The organism is Variovorax sp. Soil_C_33 (genome assembly GCF_057656935.1).
Genome location: NZ_JBDGJK010000006.1, coordinates 177,787 through 190,864, shown reverse-complemented (window position 1 = coordinate 190,864; position 13,078 = coordinate 177,787). Strand labels below are relative to the sequence as shown.

The 13,078-nt window shown below is 68.6% G+C and carries 13 protein-coding genes and 1 pseudogene; 6 read left to right on the top strand and 8 right to left on the bottom strand.

The features are described from left to right. Window positions 1-3 precede the first annotated feature (3 nt). The 4 genes and pseudogenes from AC3A6B_RS11785 to AC3A6B_RS11770 form a co-directional block, all read right to left on the bottom strand. Window positions 4-1,119, bottom strand: a pseudogene (locus AC3A6B_RS11785) (rhodanese-like domain-containing protein); the annotation flags it as partial. Next, the gene (locus AC3A6B_RS11780) at window positions 1,116-1,712 is read right to left on the bottom strand and encodes a cysteine dioxygenase family protein (RefSeq protein ID WP_487836882.1); all 597 of its coding nucleotides are present in this window, start codon (window positions 1,710-1,712) and stop codon (window positions 1,116-1,118) included. The gene AC3A6B_RS11780 and the pseudogene AC3A6B_RS11785, both read right to left, overlap by 4 nt. Beyond that, window positions 1,709-2,668, bottom strand: a complete 960-nt coding sequence (locus AC3A6B_RS11775; RefSeq protein ID WP_487836881.1) for an ABC transporter substrate-binding protein — start codon at window positions 2,666-2,668, stop codon at window positions 1,709-1,711. Before AC3A6B_RS11775 ends, AC3A6B_RS11780 begins: the two co-directional genes overlap by 4 nt. Continuing rightward, window positions 2,665-3,873, bottom strand: coding sequence for an acyl-CoA dehydrogenase family protein (locus AC3A6B_RS11770; RefSeq protein ID WP_487836880.1), 1,209 nt, complete (start codon window positions 3,871-3,873; stop codon window positions 2,665-2,667). Before AC3A6B_RS11770 ends, AC3A6B_RS11775 begins: the two co-directional genes overlap by 4 nt. A 137-nt stretch (window positions 3,874-4,010) precedes the next feature. Between AC3A6B_RS11770 and AC3A6B_RS11765 the strand changes: the two genes are divergently transcribed. From AC3A6B_RS11765 to AC3A6B_RS11745, 5 genes are all read left to right on the top strand, one after another. Beyond that, window positions 4,011-5,021, top strand: coding sequence for an ABC transporter substrate-binding protein (locus tag AC3A6B_RS11765; RefSeq protein ID WP_487836879.1), 1,011 nt, complete (start codon window positions 4,011-4,013; stop codon window positions 5,019-5,021). 30 nt (window positions 5,022-5,051) lie between these two features. Then, window positions 5,052-6,161 carry an LLM class flavin-dependent oxidoreductase gene (locus AC3A6B_RS11760; protein WP_487836878.1) on the top strand — a complete coding sequence of 370 codons (1,110 nt, stop codon included), beginning with the start codon at window positions 5,052-5,054 and terminating at the stop codon, window positions 6,159-6,161. A gap of 2 nt (window positions 6,162-6,163) precedes the next feature. After that, window positions 6,164-6,985 carry a class II aldolase/adducin family protein gene (locus tag AC3A6B_RS11755; protein WP_487836877.1) on the top strand — a complete coding sequence of 274 codons (822 nt, stop codon included), beginning with the start codon at window positions 6,164-6,166 and terminating at the stop codon, window positions 6,983-6,985. Between the two features lie 20 nt (window positions 6,986-7,005). Continuing rightward, complete coding sequence (locus AC3A6B_RS11750) at window positions 7,006-7,962, top strand: ABC transporter substrate-binding protein (RefSeq protein ID WP_487836876.1); 957 nt, start codon at window positions 7,006-7,008, stop codon at window positions 7,960-7,962. A 105-nt stretch (window positions 7,963-8,067) separates the two neighbouring features. Then, complete coding sequence (locus AC3A6B_RS11745) at window positions 8,068-9,009, top strand: CysB family HTH-type transcriptional regulator (protein WP_487836875.1); 942 nt, start codon at window positions 8,068-8,070, stop codon at window positions 9,007-9,009. 3 nt (window positions 9,010-9,012) lie between these two features. Here AC3A6B_RS11745 and AC3A6B_RS11740 read toward each other — a convergent pair whose 3' ends face one another. The 4 genes from AC3A6B_RS11740 to AC3A6B_RS11725 form a co-directional block, all read right to left on the bottom strand. Continuing rightward, window positions 9,013-9,684, bottom strand: a complete 672-nt coding sequence (locus tag AC3A6B_RS11740; protein ID WP_487836874.1) for a YceH family protein — start codon at window positions 9,682-9,684, stop codon at window positions 9,013-9,015. 7 nt (window positions 9,685-9,691) lie between these two features. Further along, window positions 9,692-10,021 (bottom strand): hypothetical protein, encoded by a 330-nt coding sequence (locus AC3A6B_RS11735; protein ID WP_093105917.1) that lies wholly within the window; start codon window positions 10,019-10,021, stop codon window positions 9,692-9,694. Next, window positions 10,008-10,301, bottom strand: a complete 294-nt coding sequence (locus tag AC3A6B_RS11730; protein ID WP_487836873.1) for a BrnT family toxin — start codon at window positions 10,299-10,301, stop codon at window positions 10,008-10,010. Before AC3A6B_RS11730 ends, AC3A6B_RS11735 begins: the two co-directional genes overlap by 14 nt. Before the next feature lie 68 nt (window positions 10,302-10,369). Next, window positions 10,370-10,909, bottom strand: a complete 540-nt coding sequence (locus AC3A6B_RS11725) for a DUF1697 domain-containing protein (RefSeq protein WP_487836872.1) — start codon at window positions 10,907-10,909, stop codon at window positions 10,370-10,372. A gap of 85 nt (window positions 10,910-10,994) precedes the next feature. Between AC3A6B_RS11725 and metG the strand changes: the two genes are divergently transcribed. Continuing rightward, a complete protein-coding gene (metG, locus tag AC3A6B_RS11720) occupies window positions 10,995-13,073 on the top strand; it encodes a methionine--tRNA ligase (RefSeq protein WP_487836871.1) in 2,079 nt (692 codons plus the stop codon). Window positions 13,074-13,078 lie beyond the last annotated feature (5 nt).

Below are 13,078 nucleotides of genomic sequence, written 5' to 3'. Positions count from 1 at the left end.
CGCGGGGCCAGCCGATCCGCTTCCGGCCGATGCCGCGCCGCGCTCGCTGTACGCCGACGCAGGCTGCGTCGCCAGCACGTACACCTCCCACCCCATCTGCGCCAGCCACGACGCGGTCATCGGCGCCCGCACCCCATCGTCGTCGGCCAGCACAATGCGCGCGCCGCGCACCGGCACGTGGTGATCGGTCTCCTGCACCAGTTGCCCGCCGGGTGCGCTCGCGAAGCCTGGCAGGTGGCCGGCCTCGTATTCGTCGGGCGTGCGCACGTCGAAGCGGTAGAGCGTGCGGCCCGGCGCTTCGAGCGTGGCGAGTGCGTCCAGCTCGATCCAGCGCACGCCGGCGCGCCGCCCCACGTCTTCCGCCGAAGTCCGCGCCGCGGCAAGGTTCGCCTCGCTCGCTTGGGGCGCCCGCCGTGCGGCGCCGCGGTCGAGCACCTGCCCGGCCAGCTTCCAGCCGATGGTGCCGTTGCGCAGCGCCGCGACCGGGTTCGGAATGCCCGCGTTCACCAGCGACTGGCTGCCGATGATGCTGCGCGTGCGGCCCGCGCAATTGACGATCACGCGCGTGGCCGGGTCGGGCGCGAGCTCGCGCACGCGCAGCACGAGCTCGGCGCCGGGCACGCTGGTCGCGGTCGGGATGCTCATGGTCTGGTATTCGTCGAAGCGGCGCACATCCAGCACCACCACGTCGGCTTCGGCATCGATCAGCGCCTTCACTTCCTCGGCCGAAAGCGAGGGCGTATGGCGCTGGTGCTCGACCAGTTCGCCGAAGGCCTTGCTCGGCACGTTGACGTCGCGGAACAGCTCGCCGCCGGCGCTGCGCCAGCCTTCGAGCCCGCCTTCCAGCAGGTGCACTTGCGTGTAGCCGAGCGCAGCGAGTCGCTCGACGGCGAGCGGCGCGAGGTCGACGCCTTCGTGCTCGCCATAAACCACGATCCGCGTGTCGCGGCGAGGGATGCGGCGCCAGGCATCGAGCTCGATGCGCGACAGCGGCAGGTTCGCGGCCCACAGCGGATGGGCCTGCGCGAAGGGATGTTCCTCGCGCACGTCGAGCAAGGCGATCTCGTCGCCGGCAAGCAGGTGGGCGCGCACGGCGGCAAAGGACAGCGTGTCGGTCATGGATGGCGGAGTTCGGCGGATTGGTCCCAGAGATTGGGCAGTTGCGTGTTGGAGTAACCCGAGACGAAGGGCTTGCGCCCGCCGCCTGCCGGGTAAGTATGGCGCCGCACCGCGCCGATGTTGGCGCCGTAGACATGGATGCTGATCGACACACGGTCGTCGTAGGCGTTGTGCACGCGGTGCACGTCACCGATGCGGGGCGACACCGCCTCCACGTCGCCTGGCGCCAGCCACAGGGGCTCGCCCGCGGGACGCAGCTCGCCATGGCGCTCGCGATAACCCTGGCTGTACTCGGCGCCGCGCAGCATGCCGATCAGCCCCCACACCGTGTGGTCGTGCACCGGCGTCGCCTGGCCCGGGCCCCAGACGAAGCTGACGACAGAGAAGCGCTCGGTCGAATCGGCATGCAGCAGGAACTGCTGGTAGCGCTCCGGGTGCGGCTGGGCATACGCATCGGGCAGCCAGTCATCGCGCGCCACCAGCCGGCGCAGCAGCGCGCCGCCCTCCTCCAGGATGCGCGGCTCGTCGGGATGCGTGTCGAGCAGGCGGCCGAAGTCGACCACGAACTCGCGCAGCGGCGCCAGCGCGCTCACGCGGCCGGCTTCCAGACCTGCGCGTCGGTGATGGCCCGAACGTCCACGCGCAGCGGCAGGATGCCGTCGCGCGCCGAGCGGTCGGCCACGGCCTGCAGCGCGACGATATCGGCCTCGCTGACGGGCCGGCCGGTGACCGCCGCACGGGCGGTGATGGTGCGCGAGGTCTCGAGCGGCAGCCGAGTGAGATCGGCGTAGACCCTGGCGTAGGCCTCTGCGTTGGCCTTGGCCCATTCGCCGGCGCGGCCCAGCCGCTGCAGGAAATCGGCGATCGCCGCGCGCTTGGCGGCATCGGCCAGCGCCGGCTCGCTCGCGGTGATGAAGGCCAGCGCGGTGTTGATGCCGCGGCCGTCGCGCAGGACGCGCCCGCCCTGCTGCAGCGCGATCGCGTAGTAGGGGTCGAAGACGGCCCAGGCGTCGATCTGGCGCGAGGCGAAGGCGGCCGCGGCATCGGTCGGCAGCACGAAGCGCACGTTGACTTCGTCGCGCTTCACGCCCGCCTCTTCGAGCGCGCCGTAGAGCTGGTACTGCGAGATGCTGCCGCGCGCGGACGACACCACGACGCTCTGGCCGCGCAGGTCCGCGACACGGCGCAGCGGCGAGTCAGGTTGCACGACGATGCCCAGCGCCTCGGGCTTGCCGACGCGGGTGGCGACGATCTTGAGCGGCGTCCTGCCCACCGCCGCGGCGAGCACCGGCAGGTCGCCCGCGACCGCGGTGTCGACGGCCGCGCTGCGCTGGGCTTCGAACAGCGGCGCCGCGCCCTGAAAGTTGGCCCAGCGGTACTGGAAGGGCGCGCCTTCGAGCGCGCGGGAAGCTTCGAACAGGGCACGCAGGCCGCCGGCCTGGTCGCCGAGCACCAGGGTCGTGGTCGCGCGGCCTTGCCCCAGCGCGTGCAGCGGGCCGGCCAGCGAGAGTGCGGCGCCCTGCTTCAGCAAGTGACGGCGCGAGCTCATGCATGCACCCCCAGCGCCGCCTTGCCCGCCCCCACCAGGATCGCATCGTTCTGCGGCGTGTGGATGCGGCTGCACAGCACGTCGCGGTAGTGGCGCTCCAGCGCGTTCTGGCGCGCGAGGCCGTGGTTGCCGGTGAGCTGCAGCGCGAGCTCGACGGCACGGATGGCGTTGTTCGTGACCGTGTACTTCAAGAGGCCGCTGTCGGTGGCGGCAGGCGCATGGCCGGCGTCGACCTCGGCCGTGGCCTGGTCGAGCAGCACGCGGTTGCTGCGCAGCAGGGCCTCGATCTCGCCGACGTGCTCCTGCACGCGCGGCAGGCTCGCGAGCGAGGCGCCCAGCGAGCTCGGCGCGCGCCGGTTCAGGAAGCCGACGAGCCAATCGCGCGCGGCACGCGCCACCGCGTCGTAGAGCGTGCCCAAGAGCACCACCATCCAGGCCTGCTGCGTGGCATGGGCGTCGATATCGGTCTGGCTGCCGGCATCGGACGCCCATTCGGCCGGCGCACGCAGGTCGACTGCGTGGTCGAGCGGGATCGCGACCTCCTCGAACAGCACCTCGTGGCTGCCCGAGGCGCGCAGGCCCAGTTGGTCCCAGCTGGCCACCACGCGGATGCCGGGCGCGCTGCGCGGCACCAGGAAGAAGCCGGTGCGCGGCGCCGCCTCGTCGTCGGTGCGAGCCCAGACCGCGAGCCACGTCAGCCCTTCGATGCCGGTGGTGTAGAGCTTGTGGCCATTGATCCTCCATTGGTTGCCTTCGCGCCGCGCCATGGTGGCAGGCAGGCCGCCGCGTGCCGGCGAACCGAGCGCGGGCTCCACGCGCAAGGCATTGATCAGCGCACCTTCGCGCACCGCATCGCGCAGCACGCGCTCGCGCAGGTGGGCCGGCCAGCGGCTGTCGGTGCGGCCGATCGCATGCTGCTGCAGCCAGCTCATGGTGAGGATCAGCGCGGTTGCCGGCTCGCCCCAGGCCACGGCGGCGAGCACGCGGCGCGCAGCCGCCAGCGAGGCGCCGCCGCCGCCGTGGGCCTGCGGCGCGACCAGGCCGATCAGCCCCTGCGCCTGCAGCTCGGCGAAGTTCTCGCGCGGGAAGGCGCCGCTCCGGTCGTGGTCGGCAGCGGTCTCGGCAAACAGGGCGGACAGGCGGGCCAGCAGCGCGGCATCCGTTGCGGGGTCGGCCGGCAGGCGGCGCAGGACTTGGGAGCTCATGGCCGGCACCTTAAGCGCCGCGCCGCGCGCGGGGAAGGACGAATCCCGCATATCCAAACTCGCATTCCTGCGTTCTCTTCGGCCGCGGCGCGCATTACGGTCACGCCTCCTCAAGGTCCACCAGAAGAGCGCTTTCCATGACATCCATCCCTTCCGCCTGGTCGCGCCGGCAATGGCTGCAAGCCGCCGGCACGGCCGCGGCCTTCGGTGCCGCCAGCCGGTGGACGCAGGCCGCCGGCAGCACCGATCTCTCCGGCCTCACGCTGCGCATCGGCACCTACAAGGGCCTCTGGCGCCCGCTGATCGAGGCCTCGGGCCAGGGCAAGACGCCCTACAAGATCGACTGGCGCGAACTCAACAACGGCGTGCTCCACATCGAGGCCATCCAGGGCGATGCGCTGGACCTGGGCTCGGGCAGCGAGATACCGGCCACCTTCGCGGCGCGCCAGAAGGCCAAGGTGCGCTTCGTCGCCGTGATCCATGAAGACTTGAACAACCAGGCCACGCTGGCGCGCAAGGACGCGCCGATCAGGACCATCGCCGACTTCAAGGGCAAGCGCGTCGGCTACGTGCGCGCCACCACCGCGCACTACTACCTGAGCAAGCAGCTGGCCGAGGTCGGCCTCGGCTTCAACGACATCCAGGCCATCAACCTGAGCCCGGCGGATGGGCTCTCGGCCTTTGCGCGCGGCGACCTCGATGCCTGGGCGATCTACGGCTACAACGGGCAGCTGGCCCGCACCCAGTACGGCGCCCGCACCATCAAGACCGGCAAGGGCTACCTCTCCGGCAATTTCCCGGTCTATGCCAATCCGCGCGCGGTGGACGATCCGCTGCGCCATGCCGCCATCGCCGACTTCCTGCAGCGCCTGCAGCGCGCCTATGCCTGGGCCAACGGCAACTACCTCGCCTACGCGAAGGCGCAGTCGGCCGAGACGCGGGTGCCGGTTAGCGACCTGATTGAGCTCTTCAACGGCCGCAGCAACGACTACGCGCTGGGCCCGGTCACCAGCGCGGCGGTGCGCAGCCACCAGGAGGTGGCCGACACCTTCCAGAAGCTCGGCGTGCTCGACGGCCCGGCCGAGGTGGCGCCGCTGTGGGACCGCAGCTTCGCCGCCGCCCTCTCGCGCAACAACAACCCGGCCTGACCACTTTTTGCATCGAAGGAAGAAACACCCATGAGCGACAGCCACATCGAATTCATCGGCATGATCCAGGCCCAGAAGGTCTCGGAGATCCATCCCGCGCGCGGCCCTGCGATCGACCGCGACTACGTGCGCGCCTTCGCACAGGCGCACGAAGCGGCCGGCTTCGACCGCGTGCTGGTGCCGCACCATTCAACCAGCCCCGATGCCACGCTGACCGTGGCCTATGCCGCCTCGGTCACCGAGCGCATCCACTTCATGCTGGCACACCGCCCTGGCTTCGTGGCGCCGACGCTGGCGGCGCGCCAGTTCGCCTCGCTCGACCAGTTCAGCGGCGGCCGGCTCGGCGTGCACTACATCTCGGGCGGCTCCGACGAGGAGCAGAAGCGAGACGGCGACTGGCTCGACCACGACCAGCGCTATGCACGCACCGACGAGTACCTCGAGGTGCTGCGCAAGGTCTGGACCAGCGACAAGCCTTTCGACCACGAGGGTGCGCACTACCGTTTCAAGGATGCGTTCTCCGAAGTGAAGCCGGCGCAGACCTCGAACGGCCGGCCGCACGTGCCGGTGTATTTCGGCGGCGCGTCGGAAGCCGCGATTCCGGTGGCCGGCAAGCATGCCGACGTCTATGCGCTGTGGGGCGAATCGCTGGCCCAGGCGACCGAGCTCACGGGCCGCGTGCGCGCGGAGGCCGCGAAGCATGGGCGCAGCGTGCGCTTCTCGGTCTCGTTCCGACCGATCCTCGCCGAGACCGAGGCCAAGGCGTGGGAACGTGCCGACAACATCCTGGCCGAAACCCGCCGCCTGCGCGTGGTGCAGGGCTTCGGCCGCGGCGGCCCGCAGCAAAGCGAGGGTGCGAAGCGCCTCCTGGCCGCGGCCGAGCAAGGCACGCGGCTCGACAAGCGGCTGTGGACCGCGGTCGCGCAGGAGATCGGCGGACGCTCCAACAGCACCGCGCTGGTCGGCACGCCCGAGCAAGTGGCCGATGCGCTGCTCGACTATCACGCGCTCGGCGTGACCACCTTCCTGATCCGCGGCTTCGATCCGCTCGAAGACGCGATCGACTATGGCCGCGAACTGATTCCGCGCACGCGCGAACTGGTGGCGCAACGTGTGGCCGCGCAACGCAAGGCGGCATGAGCATGAGCGCCGTTCTATCCATTGACCGCCCCGCCGAGCGACTTCGGCTCAACCCGAATCCGCAGCAGAAATACTGGTTCGACCCGCCCGCGCCGCGCACCAGCATCGAAGCCGAGCGCCGCCATAGGCAGGAGCGGCTGGCCGGTGCCTTCCGCCTGTTCGCGCGCTTCGGCTTCGCGCAGGGGCTGGCCGGCCACATCACGGCGCGCGACCCGGAGCTCAGCGACCATTTCTGGGTCAACCCGCTGGGCGTGCACTTCTCGCGCATCAAGGTGTCGGACCTGCTGCTGGTCAATTCGAAGGGCGAGACCGTGATCGGCGAGCGGCCGCTCAACAAGGCGGCCTTCGCGATCCATGCGGCGATCCACGAATACAACCCGAAGATCATCGCGGCCGCGCATACGCATTCGACCTACGGCAAGGCCTGGTCGACGCTGGGCCGCAAGCTGGACACGCTGACGCAGGACAGTTGCGTATTCCACGACGACCTCGCGCTCTTCGACGATTTCACCGGCATGGTGGTCGACGAGAGCGAGGGGCTGCGCATCGCGAAGGCGCTGGGCGAGCGCAAGGGCGCGATCCTGAAGAACCACGGCATCCTGACGGCCGGCCCCACGGTCGAGGCCGCGGCCTGGTGGTACATCGCGCTCGACAACGCCTGCCACACGCAACTGCTCGCCGAAGCGGCCGGCACCCCGCAGCCGATAGCCGAGGCCGTCGCACGCCACACGCACGGCCAGATCGGCGGACCCGAAGGCGCGCTGCATGCCTTCGAAAGCCTCTACGAAGGGCTGGTCGAGGCCGAGCCTGAACTGCTTCAGTGATCCCTGAATCCTCTACAGACATGACCCACGCATCCCGCCGCCGCTTCATCACCCACACGCTCGCCGGCGCCACCAGCCTGGCGCTGCCCGCCGTCGCGCTGCACGCGCAATCGCGCCCCGTGCTCAAGGCCGGCGACCAGAAGGGCGGCCTGCGCGCGCTGCTCGAAGCGGCCGGCAGCCTCGAAGGCTTGAGCTACGACATCCAGTGGTCCGAGTTCCCGGCCGCCGCGCCGCTGGCCGAGGCGCTCAATGCGCAAGCCGTGGACTCGGGCCCGATTGGCGATGCGCCGCTTGTCTTCGCGCTCGCGGCCGGCACGCGCGTCAAGGCGATCGGCGCCAACCGTTCCGATGCGTACGGCACCGCCGTGCTGGTGCGGCCCGACTCGCCGCTGAAGACCGCCGCCGATCTCAAGGGCAGGAGCATCGCGACCAACCGCGGCTCGATCGGCCACTACATCACGCTGAAGGCCATCACGACGGCCGGCCTCAAGCCGGAGGACGTGAACCTGCGCTTCCTCGCGCCGGCCGACGCCAAGCTCGCGCTGACGCAAGGCTCGGTCGATGCCTGGGCCACCTGGGAACCCTACACCGCGCTGGCCGAAACCAGCAGGCACGCGCGCGTACTGGCGAGCGGCCGCGGCCTGCTGCCGGGCCTGAGCTACCTGGCCGCGACCGACGCCGCGATCGCCGTCAAGCGGCCTGTGTTGCAGGATTTTCTGCAGCGGGTGGTGCGCGCGCAGCGCTGGTCGTACCGCAACGTCGATGCCTTCTCGGCCACGCTGGCGCGGATCATCGGCATCCCGGCCGATGCGGCGAAGCTGCAGTTCGAGCGCCGCCAGCAGAAGTGGGTACCCGTCGATGCGCGGGTGATCGCCGACCAGCAGGGCACCGCCGACTTCTATCACCAGGTCGGACTCATCAAGCAGCCGCTGGAGGTGCGTTCCACCTTCGACCTGTCGTTCTCTGCAAACGGTTAGATGAGTTGATTATTTGGAATCAACGAATCGGTCGTTCCCTGATTCGAGGCCGCTGCGGACAATGGCGCGCCACGCCCCTTGCGGCGCGTTCTCCGTTCGAGCCCCATGAACTTCCAACAACTGCGCTCGGTGCGCGAAGCCGTGCGCTGCGGCTTCAACCTGACCGAAGTCGCGCACACGCTCCACACCTCCCAGCCCGGCGTGAGCCGGCAGATCCGCGAGCTCGAGGAAGAGCTCGGCATCGAGCTCTTCGTGCGTGCCGGGAAGCGCCTGACCGGCCTCACCGAACCCGGCGGCCATGTGCTGCCGATCATCGAGCGCATGCTGATGGAGAGCAGCAACCTGCGGCATGCCGGGCAGGAATTCGTGGCACGGCAAAGCGGCCTGCTCTCGGTCGCCGCCACGCATTCGCAGGCGCGCTATGCGCTGCCGGTGGCGGTGCAGGAGTTCCGCAGCCACTTCCCCGGCGTCAAGCTCCACCTGCACCAGGGTTCGCCCAAGCAGATCGCACAGATGCTGATCGACGGCGAGGCCGACGTCGGCATCGCGACCGAGGCGCTGGGCGACTATCCGCAGCTCGTGGCCCTGCCCTGCTACCGCTGGACGCATTCGGTGATCGTGCCGCCGGGGCACGCGCTGCTCGATGCGCCGCTCACGCTCGAAGCGCTCGCGCGCCATCCGCTCATCACCTACGACACCGGCTTCACCGGCCGCACGAAGATCGACCGCGCCTTCGAGGATGAGGGCCTCGCGCCCAGCATCGTGCTGACCGCGATGGACGCCGACGTGATCAAGACCTATGTGCAGCTCGGCATGGGGGTGGGCATCGTCGCCGGCGTCGCCTACGAGGCCGAGCGCGACACGCAGCTGCGCGCGCTGGATGCCGGCCCGCTGTTCGGCATCAACCTGACCAAGCTCGCGGTGCGGCGCGGCGCCTATCTGCGCGGCTATGTGCATGCCTTCATCGAATCCTTTGCGCCGACGCTGACACGCGAGGTGGTCGAGCAGGCGCTGGCTTCGGATTCCGCTGTGCGCGACGAGGTCTGAAGCTCAGCCGTCGTTGGCGATGCCGAGCTCGGAGCAGATCCGCGCCGTCAGCGTCTTGAGCGCGGCAACCTCCGCCTCGAGCCGCGCCACGTTGAGTTTCAGCGCCGCCACTTCGCCGAGCGAGGCATCCTGAGGACCGCTCGCGGTGCGGGTCTCCGGCGTGCTCTCGGGCGGTTCGCCGGCGAGCAGATGGGCCCAGCGGCTCTCGCGTGCTCCGGGCAGGCGCGGCATCTTCACCACCAGCGCGCCGGCCGGCCGCGCCGCCAGCTCGTCGAGAAAAGCCTCGACCGAGGAGATGTCGGCGAAGTTGTGCATGCGCTCGCAGGCGATGCGCAGCTCGCCGGCGGTCTGCGGCCCGCGCAGCATCAGCACCGTCAGCAGGATGGCTGACTGCGAGGGCACGCGCAGCACCCGCTCGATGTTGTGCTCATAGCGCGAGACGCGCCCGCCGCTGGTTTCCATGACCAGGCTGTAGCCCTTGAGGCTGTCGAGCGCGGCCTGCACGTCGGTGTCCGTGGCTTCCATCAGCGGGTTGCGGCTGGTCTTCTGGTTGCAGCCGGCCACCAGCGCATTGAGGGTCAGCGGATAGCTGTCGGGCACGGTGCGCTGCTTCTCGGCCAGGACGCCGAGCACGCGGGTTTCGATCAGGGACAGGGTGGGGAGGGTCGGAGTCATGACCGAGTCAACTCGCGGAGCTGGGACGCCGCTTGCGCGCGGCGGCGCGCGGCGAGGGAGTGGTGCGTTCGGGCTGCTCTGCCAGGCGGCCCGTGACGTACTTGTGAAGCACGCTGGCAATCAAGGTTTGATAGGGCATGCCTTCTTCGAGGGCCTTGACCTGGATGTCGTTCAAGTCGCCGGAGGAAAGGCGGATATTGACGCGCCGATCCTTGATGGCGGTGGCCCGCGCCACCGCCTTGAACTTGGCAAGCTCGCTCTTGGTGGCGACCGACTTGAGTTTTCCCTTGTCGTAGGCGCTGGAAATTTCGCTTTCGTTGTCGTCAATGTTCTGCATCTGATTCACCCGTATTCAAGTAGTCGCGTGTCGCTTTGCGGCTCGGGATGACGGTCTTCAAGAAGAAACAGTCTTCCTCTTCGACAAACGGCACCAAATACGCATAGCCGTCATAAGCCACGACGAGTACTCGCTGCTTCGGATATTTCACCTGATTGGGGTGGGCCAGGATATCCAGCAAGCCGCCCGATTCGATAGCGACAACGATGCTCTCGAAAGAGACTCCTCGATCTGCCCTGAGCATGTCGTTTTTCTCCGGGCTCCACCGAAAAGACTTCATCCCGGCATCCTAGCCTAATGTGTGCCTTTTGTCACCACACCGCACCCACGGTTGGTTTGCCAGGCGGCTCAGCAATGCTTGTCAACCAGCCGCACGACCGTTTTCCAGGCCCGCGTGCTCGCCGGCGCGCCCAGCAGCCTTTCGAGGAAGGCGTTCGGGCTGCCCGGCGTGTTGCCGACGACGCGGCTGATGCTGAAGGCTTCGCCCTCGGTGGCGTGGAGCACTTCGACGTCCTCGCGCTTCGATACCAGCGGCAGCGCAGGCAGCGCGATGTGTTTCGGATGAAGGAAGCTCACGCAGACTTCGTAGACGCTGTCGCGATCGACGGACGCGAAGGGATCGAGGGCAACCAGCTCGGCGAGGTGATCCACGCTGCGCAGGAAGGCCGGCTCGCGCAGGCCGCATTCGATTGCGAGCGCCTCGCAGGACCGCAGCAGCACCTTGCGCGCGGCGGTCTTGTTGCGGGCCTCGAAGACCATCGTCCCGTTGGTCAGGAAGGAAGAAGCGGATCCGGCACCGGCCGCCAGGAAGGCGGCTTCGAACTGCGCCCGGGTCGGGCAATTCGGCCGGCCCAGGTTGAGGTTGCGGAAGAAGACGGCGTGCTTCATGTCCCGCGGAATCTATCAGCGGCGCCCGGCCGCCTAAAATGCCCCTCCCGCCGGCTCCCTCGTCCCCCCAGAAAGCGCCTCCCCGATGTCCCAGCGCAAGCTTTTCGTCACCACCGCCCTGCCGTATGCCAACGGCAAGTTCCATGTCGGCCACATCATGGAATACATCCAGGCCGACATCTGGGTGCGATTCCAGCGCATGCAGGGCCACATGGTGCATTTCGTGGGTGCCGACGACGCGCACGGCGCGCCGATCATGATCGCGGCCGAAAAGGCCGGCAAGACGCCGCAGGAATTCGTCGGCGAGATCGCCGCCGGCCGCAAGGAATACCTCGACGGCTTCCACATCCGCTTCGACAACTGGCACTCGACCGACAGCACCGAGAACACCGAGCTGGCCCAGGGCATCTACCGCAAGCTCAAGGCCGGCGGCATGATCGCCACGCGCACCATCGAGCAGTTCTACGACCCGGTGAAGGGCATGTTCCTGCCCGACCGCTACATCAAGGGCGAATGCCCGGTGTGCCACGCCAAGGACCAGTACGGCGACGCCTGCGAGGTGTGCAGCAGCGTCTATTCGCCGACCGAGCTGATCAACCCCTATTCGACGCTCACCGGCGCGACGCCCGAGCTGCGCAGCTCCGAGCACTTCTTCTTCAAGCTGTCGGACCCGAAGGTGGTCGACTTCCTGAAGACCTGGACGCAGGACGGGAAGCTGCAGCCCGAGATGGCGAAGAAGGCCAGCGAGTGGTTCGAGGCCGGCATGGCCGACTGGGACATCTCGCGCGAGGCGCCCTACTTCGGCATCGAGATTCCCGACGCGCCGGGCAAGTACTTCTACGTGTGGCTCGATGCGCCCGTGGGCTACCTCGCGAGCCTGAAGAACCATTTCGACAAGGGCCAGGCCGCCCATCACTGGCACGAGGCCTCGCGCACCTCGCAGAGCTTCGACGAGTTCGTCGCCGATCCTGCCGTCGAGCAGGTGCATTTCATCGGCAAGGACATCGTCTACTTCCACACGCTCTTCTGGCCCGCCATGCTGCAGTTCAGCGGCCTCAAGACGCCGAGCCAGGTCAACGTGCACGGCTTCATCACCGTCTCGGGCGAGAAGATGAGCAAGAGCCGCGGCACTGGCATCGATCCGCTGAAGTACCTCTCGATCGGCATGAACCCCGAATGGCTGCGCTACTACATCGCGGCCAAGCTCAACGCCAAGGTGGAAGACGTCGACTTCAATCCCGACGACTTCATCGCCCGCGTGAACGCCGACCTGATCGGCAAGTACATCAACATCGCGAGCCGTGCGGCCGGCTTCGTCGCCAAGCGCTTCGGCGGCCGGCTGGGGCAGGTCAGCAGCGACGGCCTGCATGTGCTGGAGGTACTGCGCCTCGAGGCCGAGAACATCCGCGCCCTCTACGACAGCCGCGACTTCGCGCGCGCGCTGCGCGAGATCATGGCCCTTGCCGACCACGTGAACGCGTACGTCGACGCCAACAAGCCGTGGGAGCTCGCGAAGCAGGCAGGCCAGGAGGCGCGGCTGCACGACGTGTGCTCGGCCTGCATCGAGGCCTTCCGCCTGCTGACGCTGTACCTGAAGCCCGTGTTGCCGACGCTCGCCAGGAACGTCGAAGAATTCCTGAAGATCGATCCGCTGGCGTGGGGCGACGTTCATGCGCCCTTGCCTTCGGGCCACCCGATCGGCGAGTACAAGCACCTGATGCAGCGCGTCGACGCCAAGCAGCTCGACCAGCTCTTCGAGCCGCCCGAGCCGCCCCCGGAAGCCGCTCCCGCCACCGCCCTGCCCGGCGGCGAAGGCATCGCCCCGACCATCACCATTGACGACTTCGCCAAGATCGACCTGCGCATCGCCAAGATCGTGGCCTGCCAAAAGGTCGAAGGCTCGACCAAGCTGCTGCATCTGACGCTAGATGCCGGCGAGGGCAGGACCCGCAACGTCTTCTCCGGCATCGCCTCGGCCTACGAGCCCGAACAGCTGGTCGGCAAGCTCACGGTGCTGGTCGCGAACCTCGCGCCTCGCAAGATGAAGTTCGGCATCTCCGAAGGCATGGTGCTGGCCGCCAGCCATGCGGACGAGAAGGCCCAGCCGGGCATCTACGTGCTCGAGCCGACGAGTGGCGCAACACCCGGCATGCGGGTACGCTAGCGCCG

Bases quoted from the DNA above. Each gene is read 5' to 3' on its own strand.
- AC3A6B_RS11760 (WP_487836878.1), top strand. From the start codon at position 5,052: ATGAGCGACAGCCACATCGAATTCATCGGCATGATCCAGGCCCAGAAG.
- AC3A6B_RS11775 (WP_487836881.1), bottom strand. From the start codon at position 2,668: ATGAGCTCGCGCCGTCACTTGCTGAAGCAGGGCGCCGCACTCTCGCTG.
- AC3A6B_RS11755 (WP_487836877.1), top strand. From the start codon at position 6,164: ATGAGCGCCGTTCTATCCATTGACCGCCCCGCCGAGCGACTTCGGCTC.
- AC3A6B_RS11740 (WP_487836874.1), bottom strand. From the start codon at position 9,684: ATGACTCCGACCCTCCCCACCCTGTCCCTGATCGAAACCCGCGTGCTC.
- AC3A6B_RS11750 (WP_487836876.1), top strand. From the start codon at position 7,006: ATGACCCACGCATCCCGCCGCCGCTTCATCACCCACACGCTCGCCGGC.
- AC3A6B_RS11725 (WP_487836872.1), bottom strand. From the start codon at position 10,909: ATGAAGCACGCCGTCTTCTTCCGCAACCTCAACCTGGGCCGGCCGAAT.
- AC3A6B_RS11745 (WP_487836875.1), top strand. From the start codon at position 8,068: ATGAACTTCCAACAACTGCGCTCGGTGCGCGAAGCCGTGCGCTGCGGC.
- AC3A6B_RS11770 (WP_487836880.1), bottom strand. From the start codon at position 3,873: ATGAGCTCCCAAGTCCTGCGCCGCCTGCCGGCCGACCCCGCAACGGAT.
- AC3A6B_RS11730 (WP_487836873.1), bottom strand. From the start codon at position 10,301: ATGAAGTCTTTTCGGTGGAGCCCGGAGAAAAACGACATGCTCAGGGCA.
- metG (WP_487836871.1), top strand. From the start codon at position 10,995: ATGTCCCAGCGCAAGCTTTTCGTCACCACCGCCCTGCCGTATGCCAAC.
- AC3A6B_RS11765 (WP_487836879.1), top strand. From the start codon at position 4,011: ATGACATCCATCCCTTCCGCCTGGTCGCGCCGGCAATGGCTGCAAGCC.
- AC3A6B_RS11735 (WP_093105917.1), bottom strand. From the start codon at position 10,021: ATGCAGAACATTGACGACAACGAAAGCGAAATTTCCAGCGCCTACGAC.